The sequence below is a fragment of the Clostridium rectalis genome, from assembly GCF_900626095.1.
GTDB lineage: Bacteria > Bacillota > Clostridia > Clostridiales > Clostridiaceae > Clostridium_AS > Clostridium_AS rectalis.
Genome location: NZ_UYZZ01000005.1, coordinates 1 through 21937, shown reverse-complemented (window position 1 = coordinate 21937; position 21937 = coordinate 1). Strand labels below are relative to the sequence as shown.

At 28.4% G+C, this 21937-nt stretch carries 38 protein-coding genes; all 38 read right to left on the bottom strand.

Translation table 11 applies throughout. The features are described 5' to 3' along the window. Nucleotides 1-6: 6 nt before the first annotated feature. The 38 genes from EJL03_RS09080 to EJL03_RS08915 all read right to left on the bottom strand — a co-directional run bounded on the left by EJL03_RS09080 (nt 7) and on the right by EJL03_RS08915 (nt 21762). Nucleotides 7-1182, bottom strand: a complete 1176-nt coding sequence (locus EJL03_RS09080) for a phage major capsid protein (protein WP_125153660.1) — start codon at nt 1180-1182, stop codon at nt 7-9. Next, nucleotides 1182-2021 (bottom strand): HK97 family phage prohead protease, encoded by an 840-nt coding sequence (locus EJL03_RS09075; protein WP_125153659.1) that lies wholly within the window; start codon nt 2019-2021, stop codon nt 1182-1184. Before EJL03_RS09075 ends, EJL03_RS09080 begins: the two co-directional genes overlap by 1 nt. 138 nt (nt 2022-2159) lie before the next feature. Next, nucleotides 2160-2408 (bottom strand): hypothetical protein, encoded by a 249-nt coding sequence (locus EJL03_RS09070; protein ID WP_125153658.1) that lies wholly within the window; start codon nt 2406-2408, stop codon nt 2160-2162. Nucleotides 2409-2413: 5 nt separating this feature from the next. Further along, a complete protein-coding gene (locus EJL03_RS16075; RefSeq protein ID WP_164509055.1) occupies nt 2414-2578 on the bottom strand; it encodes a hypothetical protein in 165 nt (54 codons plus the stop codon). Nucleotides 2579-2590: 12 nt separating this feature from the next. Then, nucleotides 2591-3031, bottom strand: coding sequence for a single-stranded DNA-binding protein (locus tag EJL03_RS09065; RefSeq protein WP_125153657.1), 441 nt, complete (start codon nt 3029-3031; stop codon nt 2591-2593). A 117-nt stretch (nt 3032-3148) separates the two neighbouring features. Next, complete coding sequence (locus tag EJL03_RS09060) at nt 3149-3439, bottom strand: hypothetical protein (RefSeq protein ID WP_125153656.1); 291 nt, start codon at nt 3437-3439, stop codon at nt 3149-3151. A 55-nt stretch (nt 3440-3494) separates the two neighbouring features. Beyond that, the gene (locus EJL03_RS09055; protein WP_125153655.1) at nt 3495-3851 is read right to left on the bottom strand and encodes a regulator; all 357 of its coding nucleotides are present in this window, start codon (nt 3849-3851) and stop codon (nt 3495-3497) included. Nucleotides 3852-3895: 44 nt separating this feature from the next. Continuing rightward, nucleotides 3896-4084, bottom strand: coding sequence for a hypothetical protein (locus EJL03_RS09050; RefSeq protein ID WP_125153654.1), 189 nt, complete (start codon nt 4082-4084; stop codon nt 3896-3898). A gap of 22 nt (nt 4085-4106) precedes the next feature. Further along, complete coding sequence (locus EJL03_RS09045) at nt 4107-4505, bottom strand: hypothetical protein (protein ID WP_125153653.1); 399 nt, start codon at nt 4503-4505, stop codon at nt 4107-4109. 38 nt (nt 4506-4543) lie between these two features. After that, entirely contained in the window at nt 4544-4735 is a 192-nt protein-coding gene (locus EJL03_RS09040; RefSeq protein ID WP_125153652.1) for a hypothetical protein, read from the bottom strand. Between the two features lie 106 nt (nt 4736-4841). After that, a complete protein-coding gene (locus EJL03_RS09035) occupies nt 4842-5027 on the bottom strand; it encodes a Lar family restriction alleviation protein (RefSeq protein WP_125153651.1) in 186 nt (61 codons plus the stop codon). Between the two features lie 51 nt (nt 5028-5078). Next, entirely contained in the window at nt 5079-5423 is a 345-nt protein-coding gene (locus tag EJL03_RS09030; RefSeq protein WP_125153650.1) for a hypothetical protein, read from the bottom strand. A gap of 39 nt (nt 5424-5462) precedes the next feature. Next, nucleotides 5463-5729: a hypothetical protein gene (locus EJL03_RS09025; protein ID WP_125153649.1), complete on the bottom strand. Its 267-nt coding sequence runs from the start codon at nt 5727-5729 to the stop codon at nt 5463-5465. A gap of 15 nt (nt 5730-5744) precedes the next feature. Beyond that, nucleotides 5745-6032, bottom strand: coding sequence for a hypothetical protein (locus tag EJL03_RS09020; RefSeq protein ID WP_125153648.1), 288 nt, complete (start codon nt 6030-6032; stop codon nt 5745-5747). Between the two features lie 26 nt (nt 6033-6058). Continuing rightward, nucleotides 6059-6238, bottom strand: coding sequence for a hypothetical protein (locus EJL03_RS09015; protein WP_125153647.1), 180 nt, complete (start codon nt 6236-6238; stop codon nt 6059-6061). 53 nt (nt 6239-6291) lie between these two features. Further along, complete coding sequence (locus EJL03_RS09010) at nt 6292-6942, bottom strand: hypothetical protein (protein WP_125153646.1); 651 nt, start codon at nt 6940-6942, stop codon at nt 6292-6294. 52 nt (nt 6943-6994) lie between these two features. After that, nucleotides 6995-7264 (bottom strand): DUF1599 domain-containing protein, encoded by a 270-nt coding sequence (locus EJL03_RS09005; RefSeq protein WP_125153645.1) that lies wholly within the window; start codon nt 7262-7264, stop codon nt 6995-6997. A 132-nt stretch (nt 7265-7396) separates the two neighbouring features. Beyond that, on the bottom strand, nt 7397-8146 hold the full coding sequence (locus tag EJL03_RS09000) for a structural protein (protein ID WP_164509054.1): 750 nt from the start codon (nt 8144-8146) through the stop codon (nt 7397-7399). A 68-nt stretch (nt 8147-8214) separates the two neighbouring features. Continuing rightward, a complete protein-coding gene (locus EJL03_RS08995) occupies nt 8215-9426 on the bottom strand; it encodes a phage portal protein (RefSeq protein WP_164509053.1) in 1212 nt (403 codons plus the stop codon). A gap of 79 nt (nt 9427-9505) precedes the next feature. After that, nucleotides 9506-9790, bottom strand: coding sequence for a hypothetical protein (locus EJL03_RS08990; RefSeq protein ID WP_125153642.1), 285 nt, complete (start codon nt 9788-9790; stop codon nt 9506-9508). Nucleotides 9791-9794: 4 nt separating this feature from the next. After that, a complete protein-coding gene (locus EJL03_RS16070) occupies nt 9795-9965 on the bottom strand; it encodes a hypothetical protein (protein ID WP_164509052.1) in 171 nt (56 codons plus the stop codon). A gap of 486 nt (nt 9966-10451) precedes the next feature. Further along, complete coding sequence (locus EJL03_RS16610; protein ID WP_279222069.1) at nt 10452-10583, bottom strand: hypothetical protein; 132 nt, start codon at nt 10581-10583, stop codon at nt 10452-10454. Nucleotides 10584-10871: 288 nt separating this feature from the next. Then, entirely contained in the window at nt 10872-12206 is a 1335-nt protein-coding gene (locus EJL03_RS08985) for a hypothetical protein (protein ID WP_125153641.1), read from the bottom strand. A 9-nt stretch (nt 12207-12215) separates the two neighbouring features. Continuing rightward, a complete protein-coding gene (locus EJL03_RS08980; RefSeq protein WP_125153640.1) occupies nt 12216-12515 on the bottom strand; it encodes a hypothetical protein in 300 nt (99 codons plus the stop codon). Nucleotides 12516-12839: 324 nt separating this feature from the next. After that, nucleotides 12840-14165, bottom strand: a complete 1326-nt coding sequence (locus EJL03_RS08975; RefSeq protein ID WP_164509051.1) for a PBSX family phage terminase large subunit — start codon at nt 14163-14165, stop codon at nt 12840-12842. Then, the gene (locus tag EJL03_RS08970) at nt 14149-14631 is read right to left on the bottom strand and encodes a terminase small subunit (RefSeq protein ID WP_206427357.1); all 483 of its coding nucleotides are present in this window, start codon (nt 14629-14631) and stop codon (nt 14149-14151) included. The genes EJL03_RS08975 and EJL03_RS08970 overlap by 17 nt, the downstream gene beginning before the upstream one ends. A 1-nt stretch (nt 14632) precedes the next feature. Beyond that, entirely contained in the window at nt 14633-14917 is a 285-nt protein-coding gene (locus EJL03_RS08965) for a hypothetical protein (RefSeq protein WP_125153638.1), read from the bottom strand. 70 nt (nt 14918-14987) lie between these two features. Beyond that, a complete protein-coding gene (locus EJL03_RS08960) occupies nt 14988-15143 on the bottom strand; it encodes an AbrB/MazE/SpoVT family DNA-binding domain-containing protein (protein ID WP_125153637.1) in 156 nt (51 codons plus the stop codon). A 4-nt stretch (nt 15144-15147) separates the two neighbouring features. Next, nucleotides 15148-15795, bottom strand: a complete 648-nt coding sequence (locus tag EJL03_RS08955) for a ParB N-terminal domain-containing protein (protein ID WP_125153636.1) — start codon at nt 15793-15795, stop codon at nt 15148-15150. Nucleotides 15796-15800: 5 nt separating this feature from the next. Beyond that, the gene (locus EJL03_RS08950) at nt 15801-17105 is read right to left on the bottom strand and encodes a DUF3440 domain-containing protein (RefSeq protein WP_125153635.1); all 1305 of its coding nucleotides are present in this window, start codon (nt 17103-17105) and stop codon (nt 15801-15803) included. Continuing rightward, the gene (locus EJL03_RS08945; protein ID WP_243108694.1) at nt 17105-18550 is read right to left on the bottom strand and encodes a DEAD/DEAH box helicase; all 1446 of its coding nucleotides are present in this window, start codon (nt 18548-18550) and stop codon (nt 17105-17107) included. Before EJL03_RS08945 ends, EJL03_RS08950 begins: the two co-directional genes overlap by 1 nt. Before the next feature lie 13 nt (nt 18551-18563). Then, on the bottom strand, nt 18564-19715 hold the full coding sequence (locus EJL03_RS08940; RefSeq protein WP_125153634.1) for a hypothetical protein: 1152 nt from the start codon (nt 19713-19715) through the stop codon (nt 18564-18566). Nucleotides 19716-19747: 32 nt separating this feature from the next. After that, entirely contained in the window at nt 19748-20101 is a 354-nt protein-coding gene (locus EJL03_RS08935) for a hypothetical protein (protein ID WP_125153633.1), read from the bottom strand. A gap of 195 nt (nt 20102-20296) precedes the next feature. Beyond that, entirely contained in the window at nt 20297-20467 is a 171-nt protein-coding gene (locus tag EJL03_RS16065; RefSeq protein WP_164509050.1) for a hypothetical protein, read from the bottom strand. A 208-nt stretch (nt 20468-20675) separates the two neighbouring features. Further along, nucleotides 20676-20972, bottom strand: a complete 297-nt coding sequence (locus EJL03_RS08930) for a hypothetical protein (protein ID WP_125153632.1) — start codon at nt 20970-20972, stop codon at nt 20676-20678. A gap of 53 nt (nt 20973-21025) precedes the next feature. Then, entirely contained in the window at nt 21026-21364 is a 339-nt protein-coding gene (locus EJL03_RS08925; protein WP_125153631.1) for a YopX family protein, read from the bottom strand. 11 nt (nt 21365-21375) lie between these two features. Further along, nucleotides 21376-21543: a ClpX C4-type zinc finger protein gene (locus tag EJL03_RS08920; RefSeq protein WP_125153630.1), complete on the bottom strand. Its 168-nt coding sequence runs from the start codon at nt 21541-21543 to the stop codon at nt 21376-21378. A 30-nt stretch (nt 21544-21573) separates the two neighbouring features. After that, nucleotides 21574-21762 (bottom strand): hypothetical protein, encoded by a 189-nt coding sequence (locus tag EJL03_RS08915; RefSeq protein WP_125153629.1) that lies wholly within the window; start codon nt 21760-21762, stop codon nt 21574-21576. Nucleotides 21763-21937: the final 175 nt, after the last annotated feature.

Here is a 21937-nt window from a genome sequence, read left to right as displayed (position 1 = left end):
TACCTCCTAGGCTATAGTTTGGAAATTACCAATTGTAAACGCCTTTCCATATGCAACTCCAAAATCGTGTATCATTAATCCCTTGATAACTGTTTCATCATTATCAAATGCACTTTGTAAATTTCCTTCTTCATCATAGTATGACGCATCTTCACTTGTTTTAACTTCTAATGCCATTTGTTCTCCAATCATAAATTGGTCAAAATCCCCTAAGAATATATCTACTTTTCCTTTTGCATCTGTTCCAGTAGCTATCTGATTAGTTTCAACAAATGGGATACCATGTAATCTACCGTTTTTTAATTCATCTCTATATTTATAATTTCCATTAGGGAAAGTTTCGTTATAAAGTATTGTAAATACATCTGGATTAAATACCCATCCTAAATTTGTCATGGGTATATTAGCCTTTTTTAACGGTGTAACCATATAAGAGTATAACTTATCACCGTCAATAACTTCTGATTTAGTTACTTTTGTTACACCTTCTGCATTAGCTATACCAGTAGGAGTAAATTCTGTTCCTAGTCCATATAATACGTTATAGTCCATTGAAATTCTCATTTGCATTACCATATCGTCTCTTACGATTCTATCAGCTTCTGGTGAAGCGTCTCTAATTAAATCATTTGAAAGAATAGTTTTTATTGATAATTTTTTACTTGATAATTTAAGACTTGCAAACCTTGCAAAACTTGGTTTTGGTGCCTTAGTTTCTCCAATATAAGCCGCTGTTGTACCGCTTATCATTTTTCTAATTGTCAAATTTCCCTTTGGCATCGGCAACCTTCTAACGCCCATCTTGTCAAAGATAGTTTTATTATAAAGTAATGGCAATATTTCTGAATAATATTGTGTTTCTATTAACTGGCCCGCATTTCCACCTGCCATTAATGTTTTAACTTCATTTACAAAATCTTCATCGAGATTATAGATTTCATTTGCTGCATCTATAACACTCTTTTTTTCTTTCTGTGCGTAAATTTGACATTTCCATAACCTAGCTGCTTTTTGTCCATCAAAATACTTATGTTTCATTTCCTGTGAAGTAGGATATATTGTAGGTCTTTGTAATTTAAGTTCTAATTCTTCAATATTTTTTTTTATATCTTCTATCTGTCTACTATCTGCTTTCTGGTCAATCGCATTTTTAATTTCCTTTACCATATCTTTTATTTCCATTAATTATCTTCCTCCTTTTTATTTACAGTGTTAAACAAGTCTTTTAAAGCTTCTATTTCATCAGACTTTAGTTGTACATTGTCTTGTTTTTTAGGTTTTTTAGCTATTCCACACGCCTTGTCATTTTCGTCTATTTCCTCTCCTGTTAATTCTTTTAAAACTTTAAGTACGCTATTTATTTTTTCTATGTTTCTTTTACTTAATGTTTGACCTGCCTTTCTTTCTAATTCTAAAAAACTTTTAAATTCTTCTATTTTATCAGAAAATGTTTTTTCCTCTTGCAAAGGTTTTAACATTTCTGTTATAGAGATTATTTGTTGTTCTAAACTTTCTACTTTTTCTTTTAATTCCATATTTTCATTACCTCCTTCCCCCTTTACATCAGTAATAGTAGCCTTGGGATTCATGGGAAAAGTTACTGCTGAAACTTCCATAATTTCAATATCTTTTAAGTTTCTTATAGTTTTCTTGCCCTCTGTTACATATTCATAATCTAAAGTCTTATATCCAATGCTGTTTTTTAATTGCTTATTTTTCATAAGAAGATATGCCTTGTGTGCATTAGGTATAAGTGGTATTCCTTGCTCGTTTGTATCTAAGTATAATTTACCTTCAAACTCCAAACCTTGCGATGTAGAAAATAACTTTACTTGTCCAATTGGTTCTGTAGTCTTATGTTGCCATAAATACGGTATAGTTTTATTTCTATTTTTATCAGCTACGCTTGGAAGAACTCTATCACCTCCCAAGTCTACATTGTTATAAGGACTGGCGACTCCACTGAATATGCCCTTATTGTTTATTTCTTTAATTTCTAACACAATGTTTTTATATTCCATATAACTCACCGCCTTTTAATATACTTATTATAACATAATTTTAACTTGTAATTAACTTATAGTAAATCTATAATTAACAAAAGAGCAGAAAAATCTACCCTTTTATAAAACTATATTATATTTATAGTTATCTTATTTCTATTGAATAATCTTTAGCCCGCACTCTCTTGCTATTTCAATTAAGTCTATACAGGTTACGTTTTTGCAAAAATTAATATCTTTTTTCTTAATTTGTATATTAGCAAACCAATCAATTAAATCTTTTTTTGTTATTGTTGGATTTAACATATTGAGTTGTAAGCTTGTTCTAATTTCTGTTACAACTTGCATTGCTTCTATGTCTGTATAATATATTTCATCCAATTCATATATATCTGTACTTTCCATATATATTACATCCTTATGTTGTGCTTTGTGTTATAATGTTTAACTATAAAACAGTTTCCTAAATCTTTATAATTTTTAAATCTTTTATTTTTATATTCTTTTTCTAATTCCCTACACAATTCCCACCTTTCGTCTAAGTTGTTGTAGGGAATTATTTCTATTCTATTCACATTTAAACCCCCTTAAAATGGAATTTCGTCATCTACAGGAGTGATATCCTCATCAAAAGAATTGTTGTTAAATCCACCCGATGTATTAGACACATATTTAGAATCATACCCTTGAGGTGTAGTTGACTGCTGTTTATTTCCCCACTCTAGGAACTGAACTTCATCTGCAACTACCTCAGTAACATATATTCTTGTTCCATCTTTAGATTCATAGTTTCTAGTTTGAATTTTACCTGCCACAGACAATTGACTTCCTTTTCTCATATAGTTAGCTGTAGACTCAGCCTGCTTACCCCAAACAACTACCGGAATAAAATCTGCACTCTGTTGTCCTTCTTGTTTAAATTTTCTATCAACCGCAAGTGTAAAATTTGCTACTGCTTTCCCACTACCTGGAACAAACTTTAATTCTGGGTCTTTAGTAAGACGTCCAGTAATAACACATTTATTCATTTTTATCCTCCTAATTAATTTTATATAACTCTATAACCAAAAAACAAGTTATTAACGCTAATGCAACCATGTATTTTAACAAATTATCACCTCTTTATAATATCTTTGGATTGCGAATTAACATATTTCGTATCTTGTATTTTTCAATCTTTCTTTTGCAAAGTCTATACTGCAAATATGAACACACCAATCACAGTAGATTACATATTTATTAGGACAATTCTCCTCTAAATATTCTTTAGCCTGTTCTATAAATTCGCATTGAATTTCCCATATTGTATCATGTGAGAGTTCGTCCTCTAATTCATAATCAACTACAAAATTATTGCTTTTATCATTTGATAGTTGATTATTTTTAATCATTTCTTTTAATGTTTCTAATTCATCTTCTATAATATATTCAAACATTGCTTTACCTCCTTCACAATAATTTCATTCCTGGATCTACTCTTTGAATTGTGTACTACATTAATGCTTCTAAATGTAATTCTCTTTCTATTTCAGATTTAAATACCCAGTTGCCAATATCTCCATCTTCAAAGTCGCAATCATCAGCAGTATAGTAATACTTACCATTATCTAATTCTATCCTATAAACTTCACTTTCAAAGAACCTATAATCTTCGTCTATCATATAGGCAATATCACCTAATTGAAATAATTGTTTTATATTTTTATTTGCTTTTTCTATTAAAGTTTCTAACTTATTAAATTCTAAGTCAGGTCTTTTAGTATTACATAAAGCAACTATTTTATTTTCTTCTTTGTCTAAAATAAAAGCATCTGTAGGATTTTCAATTACAAGTTCATACTTTTTCAATTTTAATTCACTCCTTCGCAATATTTTCATATTTTTCACCTCTATTATTCATGATTTTTATTATCTAATCTATCTACAATTTCTTTGGCTTCTTTTAATGTTCCTTGTGGATATATTTCCCTACCATTTATTGAAGTTCTTTCTCCATTTCTTTCACATATAAACCATCTATTTTCTGATTTATATTTTACATTTTGTATTACTTTATTTTTATATTCGCATATACCTTTCATTAATGAAAACCTCGCCTTTTTATTAATTATTGTAAAATTTTACATTTATTTCAATTACTTTTTTTTCAACAGGAATATCAAATACCATTATAGTTAACAAGATTTCTCTATTATTATCATTGGGTTGAGTAAAAATATATCTAAACCATGTTTCTTGCTGAATATTAATTTCTTTTTTATAATTAGGGTGTTTTTGTGATAAATCAGGTATTTTTTTTATTATATTACTTAAATTTTTATTTCTATTAAATATAAGTATAGCTCCTTTTGTATCTCTCCAACACATATAACTTAAAATTTGATCTATAGTATCTGTAAATACTTTGTCCCCTTTATGTGGTTTATTAAGTAAATAATTAATTATTTGTGTTGTACTGAATATTATTGTCCCCTCCTTTAAGTCTAGATGTAGATAAATCATAATTATTCCATTCCTGTTTCTACTATTTTGATTGTAAATTAATCATCTTCTAAAAGTATGGTTTCATATTCATCACATCTACTTGATACTAAACTGTTTATATGTCCATGTTTTTCACATTCATAATCTGTATCAAACTTATAGTTTAGACATGCATAGCAACATATTGCATTGTTAGGTATAGTTAAACAATTTCCATCTTTATATTCTTCTGTTAAGTCAATCTTCATAAATACCACTCCCTCATAATGATTTCATATTACAAATTATTATTTTTATCTCTATCTATTTCAATTTGATTTTCAATAGCAATAATTATAAAAGCTTTTAAAGCTTCTATATTACTATTCCTTTATTCCATTTTGGTATTGCGTAACTTCCATCCATGAAACCTTCATCGTAATAGTCGCCGACTTCTTTTTCAGTTCGGATTCCACAATTTTTACATTCAACCCACTCTGTATCGTAAGTTGTTTTTAAAATTCCTTCTCCGCCACACTTTGAACATTGTTTTATTTTCATTTCCTCCCTCACAATAATTTCAGCTACTGTAGTTGCTATTTGTAATACACATTAAATTATTTCTTCAACTTCTATCTCAAGACCTTGTGTACCATCATCTATCACTTTAAAATCTATGCCATTTGTTATGTCTTTTTCTTCTAAACCACTAAATCTTGCACTGAATGGAACTTTTCCATCTTCTAATACAAATCCATACCCCTCAATAGAACCATCAAACCCTGTTGCCCTTAATCTGCAATAATCATTTGCCATTGATTTTATTCTATCTTCTTCAACATCTAAGTCATAAAAATATCTTTCAAAATTATCTAAAACCTCCTTATCTATTTTAGTTTCATCTATTTTAATTTCATATTCTTTAGTAGTAATAACTTCAACTTTAAATTTTCTCATTTTTACCTTTCCTCCTTAGGAATGTAATCAAGCTGTGTATTAATCCCAATCAAGTTTTTGTCCACATTTTGGACAATAATTAATAGTTTTGTTTTTTACATCACATAGATAATTTCCGCACTGGCAATAGAAGTCAAATCCACCTTCTGTACCTTCTTCTACTTCAAGTTTAATTTGTTTTTTAAGTGATTCTTTTATTGTTTTGAATGCTTTATCATAATCTTGTATGAAATTATCTGTTAAACATTTAAGTTTAACTCTATTTGGCAACTTTTTAAAAAAATCTAAAGTTTCTTTGATATCCATTAAAGATAACATAATTTAATATTCACTCTCCGATTTTTCCATCCAACACACGCCGATTTCTCCATTAATACCTACTCTTGTACATTCTCTATCCTTATATTCACAGCAAGTATTACATGGACTATCTTTCATTCTTATATTTACAACTGCCTTAATTATATTGCTTCCCTCTTGCACTGTAGGCTTTTCTCTATTAAATTTCAAATCACAATATCGTGAAGGTTCCATTTTACACATTTCAGCAAACTTTCTTGTAGTTATTTTTTGTTGTTTCCTAAAGTTTTCTATATAAGTTAAATCCATATTTTATTCCTCCTTTAATTTTTATTTTACTTTTCATCCCCATCAAATGAAACTGCATTTTCTGAATAGCCTATATCACACAATTTATCAATTCCAAATGTTTTAACATGTATACCACGTTCATTAACTTCTGATATAACAAATTCCAAATTCATATCTTCTAAATCACGTTCTTTTATTAGTTTTATCATATCTTTGCCTTTCATAAAATCATCTCCTTTTAATCTATTTTAAATTACTTTAAGTTGTTATAAAATAGTTATTTTATTTTTAAATATTCTCTTTCTATATGGTCATCTACAAAATATTCATTATAATCACATTGCTCTATGTAATACCAAAGTTTCATATGCCCTTGTTTTAAGAATTCATGGCAATAATATTTTGTCTCTCCATTGCTTCCTATCATTTGTCTAAAAGATAATTCATTAACTGCATTATTATTATCATTTACATATCTTACTATTTGTAGTATTAATTTATTTGTATAATAATCTTGAACCACAAAAACTACTCTTACTAATTTAGGTAATTCAAACAATCTATTATTTATTAGACCTATTTGTGTAGGTGTGGTTAAATGAAATACAACTCTTTCACATTTATCATATGGGAACTCTTCTATTAATATAGATGTATGTAATTCTAAGATACAATTATATTTTTCCAATAATAAAAATAATTTATTGTAAAACATTTTACTTCTGTGTGTATCTTTATTATAATCATACAAAGGGTCTCCACCGCCAGATATACTAACAAGTTCTCCTTTATGTTGTTTTAGTTCTTCTTCTAATTCCTTCCACCCAAAAGTTCTATAATCTGTTATTTTAATGTTTATTCCATTTTCTCTATATACACAATATCTACAACTCCAATGACATCCAAAATTAGTCAATATACTCAACATTTCTATTAGTCTCCTTTTTAAATTTATAGGATAGAAATGAATTTAATCTCTTTTATTGTTCTTTTATTTCTATCAAAGTCATTATGCTATAGTTTGCTAAATCCATTAATGTATCTTCTATAGATTCATCACTAACGAGTTGCTCTTTAGTACATAAACTTTGTAACCTATTAACCTTATCTGTTATCCTTGTAATAGCTGAAATTATACCTAACTTCTTATAAGTTTCGGAGAAACTGTCTCCGTAGTCATGATTCTTAGATTGATAAGTTTCTTTAAGTTTCTCACATATACCAATATGTCTTTGTACCTTATTCATAATCCTTACCCTCCAAATATTTTTTTAAAATTACTATAAATTATTTATTATACTTATTATACGTCTAATGATTAATTTTGTCAAGATGTAATTAACTTTAAGTTAATTACAAATTAACAAAAACGAGAAGGAACTCTATCCCTCTCGTTCAACTGCATATCTAAGCACACACCTGCATCTTGCAACCTGGCTAACATTTGCCCTAGAATCACCTGGATATTCCAGTCCTGGAGCATACATATACCCAAACTCAACCCAACCCAGTGAATCATAAGCTTTATGGTCAAGTCTTACGGATTCGTCTCTCGCACTTAGCCATCGCTTATATTTAAACCCGCTTTTATTTGCTGTTAAAAAATTAGCTTTCATGAAAGAATTATGTATTTCTGTTTGGGAAATATTAACAGCTCTAGCTTTTGAATATTGTTTTATTTTACTGCTTAATTCTTTTGATATGCTATCTATACTATCACCCTTAAGTAATCCATCTTTAATTATTCTCCTTGTTAATTCTTTAGTAGTAGTATTTATATTAACTACTTGTTCTGCCCCATACTCATTTAGCCATTGTAAATAATCTTCTCTAATTATTGCAAATAGAGTACCTTCACCTTCGTTTGTAAAGTGTATGTTGTTAAAGAACTCATTTCCTAATTCGGCAGCATTAATATAAAGTGGTAATAATGATTTCGTTATCGTCTGTACACCTTCATCCGTCTTATATATATTGTTACTTATTTCTTCTGCTTCTCGTTCTGCCTCTTTTTCATCTATATCATCAGATTTACGTTCATTCATATACTTTTTAAATGCTTTGCTTATTTCATCTGCTTGCCTGTTTAATACTATTGTTATTTTACTGTTAAATCTTTTTTCTAAAGGCAATATTATTCTGTCATATTGATGTAATAATTTTTTGTTAATAAATTCTTCCTTACCAACCCCCTTTCTTTCTAGTATAGAAAAGACTTGTTTTCTTCTTGTAGTTGTATATTTTCATTCCCTAACTCAATTAAGTTCATAGGTAAATACACTTTGCCATCTACTATAGCAAAAATTCCCTCTGGCACTATTATATCTCCACCGTCTATCGGGTCCATTCCTTTAGCTTTTCTTTTCTCGTTAATAGTCATGTCTTTAGCTTTACTTAATCTATCATACATTTCTTTAATATCTTCCTGTAAAATTGGGATATGGCTATAATCTATGTCGATATATTCTCCTTTTTCTGTATCTAAGTTTAAAAATAATGATAATTGGTCGGATAATTCTCTCATGAGGGGTATTACTGTTTTGGTATATAATCCTTTCTCCGCTTCATTTTTATTGTTGTAGCTGCTATTTTCATTTAATCCGATAAGTATAGGGTCAACTCCCATACCTATACAAATATCAATCATTGTGTCTTTTTTCCCTTGTGACCAATCCATGTCTTTAGGATTAGTACCAGTATTAATGTAATTAGATACACCCTGCAATAACATATATTTACCCACGTTATCTACACCTTGATGTTTGTTCTTTAAACTTTCTTCTGCTCTATCAAATTGGTCGTAAGTAACATTTTCGTTTAAAGCAATTACTCCGCTAAGATTACCACCGTTCTGTAACAAACTTATGTTCCAATTAACTAATTCATTTAGCAAGTCTCCGTTTTTAAGTATAGGTTCTAGCATACTCATACCATGGCCAATACCATCCCAAGAATCCATTGGGTTAAAATTTTTCCACAACATGAAATTTTCTGGTTTTATAGTCTCCTTGTTATATTTGATATTTGTATAAGGTGTTTGAACATCCCCGTTCGATGTAAAACTTACTCTGTCTGGTCTATATACATACAATTCTTTTATTCCAAGCGATGTTTGTATTTTATAAAAAGGAGACTCACCTTGTATATAATAAAATACTATTGCTCTTTTTATTAATTCTGATTGTCCGTACAAAGGATTAGGATTTTCCAACACTTTTAAAGCTGGATGATTTAATATTTCTTCGTCTTCTCCATTGGCATTTTTTCTTTTGACTTTCCAGTTTAACTGTATCGCACCTTTTATAATCTCTTGCATACATCTAAATATAATCCAGTTACGCATGTAACCTTCTTTAGCTATAGTAGTGTAATTTACATCACTATAACGAGGGCTATTGCCTTGTGTTTTCATAATCTTAGTGTAGATATTTTTATTATTATCTCTAGCTTTTAATTCAAATATATTAGATAATTTCATTTAACCACCTCCATTATTCTTTAATTTCTTCAACAGTACATAAATCTTTAATAGTGTCGTAAATTACGTTATATTTAGGTATTTGTTCGCCTGCTGCAATACTTCTAAACCTTTTGCACAAACATTTATAAGTTAAAACGCCATAAACATTCTCTCTTATATCAATAACTATAAAAGTTTTCATCATTTTGAATAATTGTTTTGTATTGTTTTCTATTAATCCCATAGAAATATCTATAAACCCTAATTGATCCATTTTTACATATGGTTCAGTTTTAACATTTTCTAAACTTATCATATAATCACCACTCTATTCTATTTCTTATCCGCTCCGCAACCAATATTGGCAACCAAAACAATCCAAAATAAATTCCACCTAGTATTTTACCAATGGTATTTTTAAATAACTTTATACTTATGAAAATACCAGTTAATACATAAATATAAAATAAAAATATTGTTAAATAAATCATTTATTCACCTCCAAAATCGACACTGAGAAAGACACTGACAAAGACACTGAATAACGTAGCAATATCAATAGTTTTAGTGTTATATCAGACACTGAAACAAACACTGAAAAAGACACATCTTAAAAAGAATATATAAAAAGAATATATATATTAGTTATTTAAGCGTTAAAAAAAATTAATACTTAAAACAAAATATTGTTGATATAAGAAATTACATTTTTATCAATTTAACTTTTTTACTTTTAACATATTACATTTTTGTTTGCAACACATGCACTTTATTTTACAAATCATGACTATCCCTTCAAATCTTCCTTAAATCATTTTTAAGAAGATTAAATCTAAACATATGCCATTACACCTAAACTAGATTTAAACTAAATACAGAGCATTTTGTGTGTGATAAAAGTTAATTACAGATTAACCTGCTGTTCACTTTTAGATTTTATACTCCAACTTCACTAAATCTACCTTTAACGAAGTTGGTTATTTGTTATATTTGTTTAAAATACTTTCCATGCTTATACCTATGTAAAGTAAAAATGTTAAAAACATTACATCCTTCTCAAATCCCATAAGAAGTAGCACATATACTATTATCCAAGCTAAAAATATCATCTGTTATATCACCTCAGTACACTTTCTGGTAGTCTATTTTGCATAACAACATCTTTAAAGTTATGTAAATAGCATATTTTTTTATTTTTATACCTTGTTTGCAAGTGTATATCAATTGCGTTAATTACTTGTGTAAATTTATTTTTTCTTATCTTGAATAAATCTTTCAAATTCACGTTATCACTCCTTTTAATTTTATTGTAACAAAGTTAATAGTTTTTAGTTATATAATCAAATTTAATATTTATAATTGTATAATTATACAGCAATAGAGTGCTTGATAGCACCCTATTGTTTAGGTTGAAATATATTATTTATATTAACTCCATTTATGTAAATACTTGTTACATCTAATCTACTAGACATATTAGAAAAAGAATTTAAACCCGCTAAATATACATTGTTAAGTGCAGGTGGCAAATTGGTACATTGGGTAATTATAACATGTTGTAGAGTTGAGTTGTTTATTATGTTTGTATCTTGAAAATTACAATTTATGCAGTATAACACTCCTGCAAAATCTGAATTTATTGTAACAGTTCCAGAAAACTCACACCCTTGCAATATTATAAAATTACTTTCATTCCCAATTGTTAATCCTCCCAAAAAGTTCATGTTATTAAAATAGTGTCTACCAGTTCCCCCTCTAATAGTAGTTAGCTTCTCTACTCTTAAGTTACCCATTTTTATTCTTAAAGAATTAGTTATATTTAATGCCCTATTGTTTATTTGTGTTGAAGGTGAACCGGCTACCAAAGGACATACTATTGCTAATTCATTTTTATTATTTATGTTTATATCTAGTCCGTCGTATAAGCCTTGTGCAACGTATATTATGTCTCTATACGATGCTTCATTTATAGCATCTTGTATATCGTTTTTATTTTGATTGACATAGTGAGTATTGGAAAGTAATTGCTGATTCTCTGTTACAACTTCTAATTTACTTATTTTTTGTCTATCTACTGCAAGATAAGGTATTGTACCGTTCCCATTTAGATTTATATTGTTGTCAGCTTTGATGTAGATTTTTATATTATAATCTGTTAAAAATGAAAAGTGTGGTTTTAAATCTATACCCACTATTCCATTGCTTAAATTATATCCCTGTATTGTATTGTCGTTCCATGAGTTCTTACTTGGGTAATAGGCTACATCTTTTCCGTTAACCTCTAGCTTAGTTTTAAAGTTTGTAACTGGTTCAACTAAGCTGAAATATACTTTGCTTACTTCTTCATCCTGTGTTGGTGTAATATTTATTTCTGTTATATTGTTCATTATTGTGCTGTTATCTTCTTGGATTGTTACATTGATTTCTAGAAATTCTCTTTTGTAATAAATTGGTTTAGATGTTCCCACATTACTATTTTGGTAATCTAATAGTAAATATCGTTTGTTTAGTGTATTTGTAGTGTTTTCTATAAACCCACCATTTTCGTGAATTTCTATATTGTCACCTAGATGCAATGTGTTCGGAGGTAGTTCTAAGTCCTTAGTTGATACAATTATATTATCCTTAATAAATATTCCAGTACCTTTTAAATCTCCGTTTGTATCTTTATACATTAACTCATTTTCTTTAACTTTTGTTAAGTCTGGAGTGTTAGAAAAATACAATCCCACATTATCCACCTACCTTATGTTTAATAGTTGAAATTGAGAATCTGAGGAACTTATAAAAGACATTTCATTAAAAAACGTGCTTGAATATAGGTCAAAACCTCTGAAATTTGCGTCTAATTTAATGCAATTATAATTATCTATAGTTGCTAATTCTCCGTCAATTCTAAAAAATATAACGTTATTACTTAGATTAACTACAGAAACAGACTGTATACTTTTGTAAAATCTAACAGTTAGTTCTGTATTTTTCGTAAGATTAATCGTCTTATTACCACTTATTACTATTTTGTTTAAACTTAAATTTGCCAATTAAAACACCTCCACAAAAAAAGAGCCACTTAATGTGACTCCGATATTTTTATTTAATTTTCTCCGATTTAAAGAGGAAACAGGCTCGGAGTGCACCTGTGTTGTTTTGTATATTTAACAAAACTATCCTCTTTAGTAAATTATACCACATTTTAAATACATTGAACCCGCTCAAAATTGAGCAGGTTGAAATCTAATTATTGCAAACTAAATTATATAATGCAAGCAAATGTAAAGGTTAATCTATAGTTAACTTAAAAGACAGCAAATTAATAAAAACAAAACAAGCAATTTCCAACTTCGCTAAATTTACGTTTATCGAAACTAACAAAACATTATACGTACATTAGTATTGTTTTTAAATCCTTCTGTTCCATACCTAATACTATCCATTGCATCGTCGTTTACCTTAACAGGCTTAGGCAATCTAACACCTGTCTTTTTATCTTTTTCCCATTGATAGCTTTCTATTTCATTACGGGCCCCCACACAACTTTCATCTATATAAATACATCTATCTTGTAACCATTCAATACCTTCTAGAACACTGTTTGCTCCTTTAGTACAGGGCCTTATACCACTAAATCCGCTACGTTTCATTTCTTCTATAACTTCTGGTCTAGCATTATCAGCGTATATCCTTAGATTGCTATAACCATTGGGATACATTCGCTTAATTTCTTTCATAATGTCATTAGCTGTTAATTTAGGCTTATATAATTCTCTTAACACATATATGTCACCATCTTTTATTGCTATCTCATGAAACGCAGTGCTATGTTCAAAACCAAAGTCTAGTCCATAACTAATGCCATCATAAGTGGATAAATCTTTATTACAGTTAATAACTTCCCAGTTCTCGTATATAAGCTTACCCAATACACCCCAATTACCATTGCACTGAACGCCATATTTTCTCGGGTTAATTTCCTGCATTTTTTTTCTTAGGTTTTCATCTTTGTATTGACCATTATAGTAATGATTATCTCTCCAGGTAGTTTTTAAGGCGAATGTAGTAACTATATTATTTACAGTATCCTTATGAATTTCGTCAGACATATCTATTGCATCTTTGAAAAAATATGTCCTAATCCAATGGGTTTTAAAGATAGGATTAAAAGATAAGAATATTTTTAATTCTGTTCCCCATGGGTGATTGTTTGGTGGAGTTGCTCTAAGTCTATCTTGAATATCTTCTAAATCTGACTGTGTGAAATCTGTTGCTTCTTCTAGCCATAAAGTGTTTACATTATCAATACCTTTTAATTTTTCTGGGTTATCATATCCTTTAAATCTTACAATACTTCCACTGCTAAATTTAATGTGTTTTAGTGTCCTATTGTAAGTGTAGTCCCTACCTTCTACTAATCCAATTCCGGACATTTTATTAATGTATCTTTTGCTTATCATATCCAACCAAGGCATTTCTACAGTATCTTTTAATGTAGTTGCGTATTTACGAACTACTAATATATCAAAAGTAGAATATCTAATACACATATCTACAAGCTTTTCTATTAAAGAAAAAGATTTAGATGAACCTGTTCCACCATACAAAATATTATATTTGTATGGTATATACCCCTTTTCAAACATAAATTTATATTTAGGATTTATATATGGTCTTTTAAGCCTAATTATCTTCTTCATTATCGTCATCCTCAACGACATATTCTATGTCATCACACAGATTATCTACCTGTCTTTCTGACAATGATACTTTTCTTTCTTCAAGCTTAAGTTTTCCTATTTTGATTATGTAATTATAATCTAATTCCGGATAACGTTTTGATAGTGCCTTTGCAGCTTCTATTCTATCTTGTAAACTTGCATCTAAACCCAACTGGTCCTTTTCTTCGTTTCTAATAATCCTTGTTAAAAATTCTAATATTTCCTGTGCATCTGCTATCCTATTATTATCTATTTCCTTCATTTTATCTTCTAAATAACGCACTATACTAAGTTTAGTTAAGTTTTGAGCAGCTATTACATCTAAATTATTTCCCTTATAACCCGCCCTTCTAGCCGCTTCTGAACCAATTCCCGTTTGTATATAGTAATCACAAAAAGCTTTTTGTCTGGGTGTCAATTTAGGAATCTTAGCACTTTCACTCATTTTATTCACCTACCTGTCTATATATATCTATCAACTTAAATAATATATCTTGTTTTTTAAAAGACTTAATTATCTCAACTTTTACCAATTTTTTATTAGCATCTTTCTTATTTTCTGGATAAAGTTTGTTGTATTGCTCGACTGGCATTAGATAAAATAGCTTTATTAAATTAAATGTTTTATTACTCTTAAAACTAAAAACTTGTTCGTTGTTAATTAAATAAATATACCCCTTTACCTCTAACGCTTTTATTATTTTAAATATTTTACTTTGTATACTAATCATAGAAAAAATTTTTTCACCTCCGATTATTTTTATTATAACAAAAATAAGTTGGACATGTGTCCAACTTAAATTACTTCTTTTCTATTATTATTTTATTATCTTTAACATATAGTTCAACGTCACGTTCCATTAAATTTATACCGATTGATTTCAATAAAACCATTGGTATATTTAATCTTCCGGTTACACTTCCACCACCACTTTTATTAAATGTAATTTTAGCCATTTCTTCACCTCTGTTGATTTTTATAATATTTATTTTCAAACTCTTCCCACGATTTACTAAATGAGTGATTTTGAAAAGCTTCCTTTAATCCACTTATTTGTTTTAATCTTATTACCTCGTCTAATTCCATGCCAAGCTTTTTGCATATGTCTTCATCTTCCCATTTTTGCTTTACCAAGTCTATTACTATATCAGACATGCTTCTTATTTGATGAGTTCCCCTTGCTCTATTGTGCCTTATTGTGCTTCCTATTCGCTCGTCTAAAGGCTTGTCGATTATAGAGCATGGTAAATAACCATGTATTCTTTTATTTATATCTTTATATTCTTTACCTATTCTGTTTCTATGATAACCATCAACCACTTCGTAATGATTATTGTCAATCTTATATGCCACTATGGGTTGTGTATACCCATCTAGTTTAATTGACGTATGAAGTAGTTTCATTTCTGGTGAAGCAACTTTATTAGGATTGTACTCATTTGCCTGTATACAATCTGTTTTAATCCATCTTATGCAGTCTACAGGCTCTTTAAATGGACTTACTTCCCTTAATGCTTCTCTGACACTATTTAAAGCATTAACTTTATCTTCTATGTTTTCTAATTTATTTATTTCTTTTTTTAATTCACAAATTAAATTTTCCAACACTTTAATTACCTCCTATTAAGTTCTTCAGCAATTCTTTTAAGTGGTTTACTATCCGTATCTTTTCCATATATTAAGTTTTTATATTTCTTTTTTAACTCAAACATTTTTTCAACATCTGATTTCGTTTGTCCAAAGCTGAGTCTACCCATCCAAAAATCATTTTTTTCTATCGCTCTTGCTATCCTTCTCCAACTAGCTATCTTTTTGCTGCTTTCAAGTTTCTTATCTGCTGTATCTGGTATTTTATCAAGTGATATTCCTTCCTTATCTTCATACCACTTAATAAAAGTTTTTATTTTTTTTACATAATGGTCTCTTAGTTCGGGAGCATATAACCCTAAACTTTCTAGCAGAAACACCGCATATTGTTGCCAAGTCATATTAAATGGCTTTTCTGATTTAATGTTTCCTAACAAGGAAGTTCTACAATATATATTTCCGAAGTTAACCCCATGAACTCTATTAAGCACTTTTTCCCACGTTTCTGGTTCTAATGCTCTAAATTGGTCTAGTCCGTTTCTTTGGTCGTCACCATATGGCTGACAAAGTCTTTGTTGATGTATACTTACGCCATTTTTATACATAAGTTCATATATGTAATTGTATTTTAAGTTTAATTTAGATACTGCTCCCCAATCGTCGCCAGTTTCCCAATCATAAAGAGGATAAAAATTGTATACATTCAAAAATTTAGCACCAAGTTTAATTTGCGTAGTCCAATTATAATTTTTGTACTTAGTCTTTGTTTTACTTATAATAGTTCTAAACCTATTAAGACTTTCGTTGCTTCTTATTCCTACTCCTGTTGATGTTATGCCACTGTGTGTTTGATTAAACCATTCAGCAAAATGTAAAATAAAGTCTTCAAACTCCATTCCACACTCAAACCAAGTCCATTCTTTTGGATAATTATTTTCGTTTATAACACACTTGTAATTTGGCATTTTCCTTACCCATTTATGCATATCGTTTTTATCCCAACATATCCATTTTGGCTGAATAACCGATACTGCATTTCTTAAAGATAAAGGCAAACAACACCAATAGAATTTCTCTACTACATCTTTAGTACACTCCATTAGTTCTTCTACGTGTTCTATAGTATGTCTATATTGTGCTTCTAAGTCTATATAAAGTACACTAAATTTTTTATTTAATTTCCTAGCAACTTTTGCACACAACTGCAACATTATAGAACTATCTTTTCCTCCACTAACGCTTAAATACATATTATCTGTTTCATTAAACATTATTTCAAAACGCTCAAGCGAAGCATCTAGAACGTTTTTATCAGTGTAGATTTTTGGCATTATAAAACCTCCATTAAATCACTTTTGTCTAAATTATTAATTTGTTTTATATATCTATTTCCATTATAATTTCTTTTATATATAAAATTATGTATATACTTAAAGTTATCATCTTTTTGTATTTCTATTCTTTTTTTAAAGCTGTCTACTAAGTTTTCTTTTCTCAATAGGCAATTTAGTATTCTTTCATCTAATGTATAAGCCGCACATATATCAACTATATGCACAGTTTTACTTTGTCCTATTCGGTGTATCCTGTCTTCACTTTGTGCCCTTGTAGCATAGTCCCAGTCATTACTATAATAAATAATATAACTACAAAATTGAAGATTTAATCCATATCCAGCACAGGTTTTATTTGCTACAAAAAATTGTGCTTTATTTTTAAATAACTCTAAATTTTTTTGTCTTTCTTTTTGATTTAATTCTCCATAAAACGATACAGCCGAACCCTCCCCGTATTTTTTGTTTAATACAACTGTTATATCTTTAACTTCTTTTGTGTATTTACAAAATATAATAGTTTTTTCATAGATTTTTAATATGTCTAACAGCATTTGTATTCTAGGATTATCTAATGGATTTTCAAACATTGGTTCTTTTATAAACTTTAAATCTTTAGTTATTTTTAACTTAAATCCACAAATAACATTTTGTAATCCTGTAAATAGCCTGTATATTGTATGTGGCTCCATTTCGTCTACTAAAAACATCAATTCGTCTGCTACATATCTATAATTTTTATTCTGCTCATCTGTTAAATAATAGTATTTAGTATCATATGTCTTTTGTGGTAAATCTAAACAAACATCTTTTTTAACTTGATACGTATATGGTAATATTTTTCTAACTAAGTAATCTGTATTAAGACATCTAGTTATTTTTCCAGGTATATCTTTGTCATATTCCAAATGATTAGCTGCAAATGACCAAAAACCTTGATATCCCAATATTCTCCAATCTAGTATATACCACTGAGAAAATAAGTCCTTTTCGTTTCGGCTTATAGGAGTGCCATTTAAAATTAATTTATATTTACAATGTTCAGCTAATCGCATTATATTTTCAGTTCTTTTTGCTCTATGGTTTTTAACTAAATTACTTTCATCTACTATTAGATAGCAATTTTTTCTTAAAACTAATTTTAACAATATAGAATTGGCTCTAATACTAGAAGAAAGTGTTTCTATACCACAAATAGTAAACATAGATAAATCACCAGTAGAGTGTTTTTTTATATCTCTTTTCAAACTCTCTTTTACCGAGCAAGGGCATAACCAAATTATATGGTTTACCCTGCAATTTTCCAATCTTGTTTTTATAAGTTCCAAGGCTGTTCTAGTTTTGCCTGTTCCCATTTCCATATATAATGCACCAACTTTTATTTTAGCTAATTTTTCAACCGCCCTCTTTTGATGTTTAAATAAATCTGTTTTTAACCGCACATAATCCACCTTCTCAATCATCTATTAAGTCATCTAATATATCAGAGTTAGAATTTAATATTTCTTTCAATCCGTCTTTATTTTCAAGTTCTTCAACCTCAAGTGGTATAACTTTTTCAACGTTGTTAGTTTTTTCTTTATATTTTTTAATAATATCCATGGCACCAGGACTAAATTTAAAATTATACAATCTAGCAAATTCTTCAACTTCTTTATAGTATTCTACTCTTACTATAACTCCTTTATCCCATTTACTTCCTGGTAGCTTTCTAGCAACGTTGTATAAATTATCGTTAATACCATTCCAATTAATAGATAATTTGTCTTTGTTATCTCCTTTTAACCTCTTACTTATCCATCTAGTGCATTCCTGCTCATATACTCCATTTATAGCTTTTTCTCTAACTTTTTCATCTAGAATAATAACGGGAAACCCTTTGTTTAATAGTTTATTACCCAATTCTGCAACTCTATCTTTTATATCTCCAGTTTTATAATATATTTCTCTTGACCACTCCTTACCATCCCATTTATACCCTAATTCTTTAACTAAATTTATAAAATCGTAATTTTTTTCAAATTTAGGAGTTATTTTTTCATTACTATAATTTATTTCAACTGCTACATTTGTAATTTTATTTTCTGGAAAAATGGTGCTTTCTAACTTAACTTCTTCTTCTAGTTTCTCGGTTATTATTTCTTCCTCTGTTTTAATAGAGTTTTTTCTTTCTTGTACTATTGTTCTAATTATCTTATCTCTGTTATCTATCCAGTATTTAGCATTATCTCTATTTATTAAAATGTAATCTACTATATCTTTAATTTCACTTTCTTTTAACCCTTCTAACTCACCGCCCCACATTTGGTATCTTTTTAGTTCATCCTTATTTAATTTTTCTGATTTTTCAATAAATTCTTGTCTCAATGTATTGGCCCATATTACTTGCTTTTCAGTTCCTTCTAAAGATGGTAATTCCATTTCTTTTGACTTTTTTGCAGCTTCTTTATTTTTTCTTTCTTTAATCTCTTGTATATAATTTTCGTAACATTCTGGACACATTTTTCTAAACTCATTTTCTCTCTTAAACTCTCTGTTCTTATGTGGACCTATAATATTTACCCTTCCTTCATGTCCACAACTAAAAACTCCATAATACCATGCCATTTATATACCTCCCTCAATTGTAAATTAAAATTTTATTTAATTAAGTCGGCTGAGTTTCTAAAATCTCTTATTAGTTCTTGCATTTCTTTTTGTGTTATTGTATCAAAATTTCTTGTCATATCTTTTAAATAAGGGTCACTTTCACTTAAATACACAGCGTATAAGATTTGCTTGTCAGAAACTTCTTTACTGTGTGCTTTTAGTATATCCTTTAAGTAATCAAATCTATGCTTAACTTCTAGCAACATTAAAAAGTATTTTTTGTTAAGTAAACATTCGTTTAACAGGTTTTCATTAGTTATTTTTTTATTTATTCTTATTTTATCTATTTTTATTTTAGCCATATCATGTTTTTCTATTAAATCTATCATTTCTAATATCTTCATATTAACCACTCCTAAATTTTTTATTTTTTTAATGCTATAGTATTTTTCTTTTATAACTCTTTTTTTCCCTCTATAAATTTATATTTTAAATTAGTATTTAGTTTTATTTCCATTTTTATATCCCCTTTCCTTTAATTATATTATAACGTACTTCTTGAAGTAAGTCAATAGTTTTTTTAAAAAAAGACTAAGTTTTTACCTAGTCTTTTCTGATTCTCTAAGGTCTTTATTAATACAATACCTTACATAGTTAGATATATTGTTTATTCCTAATTCTTTTATTCTTTTTAGTATTTCAATTTCCTCTTGTGCTGTTATACGCACACGAGGAATTGCCTTATCTTTTGTCTTTTTTATATCTAGCATCTAAATTCCTCCAACTGTGTATTATTCTTAACACAATTGTAAACTATACCACCTCCTACATTCAATCCATAATTTTTTCCATATAACTAATGTTGAGTTAATTATATATTTATTATCTCTCTATCTGCTATCATTGTAGTACATAATGTACTACAAGTCAAGCATATTTCAAAATATTTTTTATTTTCAATTATTTATTTTAAATAAATTACACCTTAATCCTTAAACCATTTTTCTTACAAATATTTAATGTATCATTGGCTGATAGTTGTTTATAAATCTCTAAAATTTCATTAGTATGGTTATCAGTCAAATTATTTAGTTCTTTTATAATTTGTTCTTTATTTATATTTGAAGATTCCATTACCTTTTTTAATGTATCCCGTTCAAGGTCTGATACAATTGCTATGGTTATTTCACCTGTCTCTAGTAATCCTGTCAATTCATAATTGCAATTATCTATAAACGCTTTGATATTACTTTTACTTATTCTAAATGGATTCATTATTTTTCACTCCCCCTAAACTCCATGTAAAACATTAAACTAATCTATAATATTTAAAAATTAATTTGTAAATTTTCATATATATTTCCTATTATTTCAGTAAAATTAGCAATATTAAGAATATTCATTGTTTCATAATCAGTTATATCGTCTATAATCAGAAACCCTTTTTTCTTCGTACCATCTAGTTCCTCAAAAGCAAATGTAAGTATATCTCCTTCATAGATATCAACACCTTTTTTATCTTTTAGTCCGGTATATTGCATAACTTTCCAAAATTCATTATTTAGATAACATCCGAAGCAACATAGGTCGCCGTCGTACTCATCTTGAATATTACATTCCATTATTTTTTCGCATTCATTCCATGCTCTAAATTTAATCTCTCTCATATTCAAACTCCTTATTCTTCATTGTAGTCATTTATATTAAGTTTTTTAAATTCTCCTAATTCTGATAAAAGTATTTCTGAACATAACATTATACATTTATTACATATAGCATTGTTTTTATTAGCTACTAATCTATAAACCTCATTCTCGTTTTTTCCACAAAAGTCACATACCATCATTTTTATTCCTCCAATATTTGGATTGTAATGCTAATCCATTATCTCAAAATATTTATAAATATCATTTTTTAAACTATAATCATACGTGCCAGCAATATATCCACTATTTGAATAAATTGCAAAATGGTCTTTATTTTCTTTTAAATTCATAATAGTATCTTTTTCTATACACTCAGAATTAGTTATAAATATATCTTCTGAAAATTTTATTTTTGGCATAACTTCACCTTCTTTTTACCTTCGCAAAAATTTCAAAATGTAATCTTATAGTTGAATTGTGACGTTAACCACATATTCTAATAAAATCATATAGTGCTCTATATTTAGCTATCCCTTTACAAGCACTCCAAGGAAATCCAGTTTGCTCTTTTAGCAATTTTCTTTTGATATATAT

Excerpts from the sequence above, each read along its gene's own strand:
- EJL03_RS09080 (WP_125153660.1), bottom strand. The coding sequence starts at position 1,182 with ATGGAAATAAAAGATATGGTAAAGGAAATTAAAAATGCGATTGACCAG.
- EJL03_RS08920 (WP_125153630.1), bottom strand. The coding sequence starts at position 21,543 with ATGATGGTATGTGACTTTTGTGGAAAAAACGAGAATGAGGTTTATAGA.
- EJL03_RS08950 (WP_125153635.1), bottom strand. The coding sequence starts at position 17,105 with ATGCCAAAAATCTACACTGATAAAAACGTTCTAGATGCTTCGCTTGAG.
- EJL03_RS09040 (WP_125153652.1), bottom strand. The coding sequence starts at position 4,735 with ATGAAGATTGACTTAACAGAAGAATATAAAGATGGAAATTGTTTAACT.
- EJL03_RS08970 (WP_206427357.1), bottom strand. The coding sequence starts at position 14,631 with ATGAGTGAAAGTGCTAAGATTCCTAAATTGACACCCAGACAAAAAGCT.
- EJL03_RS09010 (WP_125153646.1), bottom strand. The coding sequence starts at position 6,942 with ATGTTGAGTATATTGACTAATTTTGGATGTCATTGGAGTTGTAGATAT.
- EJL03_RS09035 (WP_125153651.1), bottom strand. The coding sequence starts at position 5,027 with ATGAAAATAAAACAATGTTCAAAGTGTGGCGGAGAAGGAATTTTAAAA.
- EJL03_RS09045 (WP_125153653.1), bottom strand. The coding sequence starts at position 4,505 with ATGATTTATCTACATCTAGACTTAAAGGAGGGGACAATAATATTCAGT.
- EJL03_RS16065 (WP_164509050.1), bottom strand. The coding sequence starts at position 20,467 with ATGCTAGATATAAAAAAGACAAAAGATAAGGCAATTCCTCGTGTGCGT.
- EJL03_RS09025 (WP_125153649.1), bottom strand. The coding sequence starts at position 5,729 with ATGGATATCAAAGAAACTTTAGATTTTTTTAAAAAGTTGCCAAATAGA.
- EJL03_RS08960 (WP_125153637.1), bottom strand. The coding sequence starts at position 15,143 with ATGGCTAAAATTACATTTAATAAAAGTGGTGGTGGAAGTGTAACCGGA.
- EJL03_RS08925 (WP_125153631.1), bottom strand. The coding sequence starts at position 21,364 with ATGAGAGAGATTAAATTTAGAGCATGGAATGAATGCGAAAAAATAATG.
- EJL03_RS09015 (WP_125153647.1), bottom strand. The coding sequence starts at position 6,238 with ATGAAAGGCAAAGATATGATAAAACTAATAAAAGAACGTGATTTAGAA.
- EJL03_RS08965 (WP_125153638.1), bottom strand. The coding sequence starts at position 14,917 with ATGATTAGTATACAAAGTAAAATATTTAAAATAATAAAAGCGTTAGAG.
- EJL03_RS09030 (WP_125153650.1), bottom strand. The coding sequence starts at position 5,423 with ATGAGAAAATTTAAAGTTGAAGTTATTACTACTAAAGAATATGAAATT.
- EJL03_RS08930 (WP_125153632.1), bottom strand. The coding sequence starts at position 20,972 with ATGAATCCATTTAGAATAAGTAAAAGTAATATCAAAGCGTTTATAGAT.
- EJL03_RS16610 (WP_279222069.1), bottom strand. The coding sequence starts at position 10,583 with ATGATATTTTTAGCTTGGATAATAGTATATGTGCTACTTCTTATGGGA.
- EJL03_RS08990 (WP_125153642.1), bottom strand. The coding sequence starts at position 9,790 with ATGATAAGTTTAGAAAATGTTAAAACTGAACCATATGTAAAAATGGAT.
- EJL03_RS08935 (WP_125153633.1), bottom strand. The coding sequence starts at position 20,101 with ATGAAGATATTAGAAATGATAGATTTAATAGAAAAACATGATATGGCT.
- EJL03_RS09070 (WP_125153658.1), bottom strand. The coding sequence starts at position 2,408 with ATGGAAAGTACAGATATATATGAATTGGATGAAATATATTATACAGAC.
- EJL03_RS09020 (WP_125153648.1), bottom strand. The coding sequence starts at position 6,032 with ATGGATTTAACTTATATAGAAAACTTTAGGAAACAACAAAAAATAACT.
- EJL03_RS08975 (WP_164509051.1), bottom strand. The coding sequence starts at position 14,165 with ATGAAGAAGATAATTAGGCTTAAAAGACCATATATAAATCCTAAATAT.
- EJL03_RS08995 (WP_164509053.1), bottom strand. The coding sequence starts at position 9,426 with ATGAAAACACAAGGCAATAGCCCTCGTTATAGTGATGTAAATTACACT.
- EJL03_RS16070 (WP_164509052.1), bottom strand. The coding sequence starts at position 9,965 with ATGATTTATTTAACAATATTTTTATTTTATATTTATGTATTAACTGGT.
- EJL03_RS08915 (WP_125153629.1), bottom strand. The coding sequence starts at position 21,762 with ATGCCAAAAATAAAATTTTCAGAAGATATATTTATAACTAATTCTGAG.
- EJL03_RS08940 (WP_125153634.1), bottom strand. The coding sequence starts at position 19,715 with ATGGCATGGTATTATGGAGTTTTTAGTTGTGGACATGAAGGAAGGGTA.
- EJL03_RS09060 (WP_125153656.1), bottom strand. The coding sequence starts at position 3,439 with ATGTTTGAATATATTATAGAAGATGAATTAGAAACATTAAAAGAAATG.
- EJL03_RS09050 (WP_125153654.1), bottom strand. The coding sequence starts at position 4,084 with ATGAAAGGTATATGCGAATATAAAAATAAAGTAATACAAAATGTAAAA.
- EJL03_RS09065 (WP_125153657.1), bottom strand. The coding sequence starts at position 3,031 with ATGAATAAATGTGTTATTACTGGACGTCTTACTAAAGACCCAGAATTA.
- EJL03_RS09075 (WP_125153659.1), bottom strand. The coding sequence starts at position 2,021 with ATGGAATATAAAAACATTGTGTTAGAAATTAAAGAAATAAACAATAAG.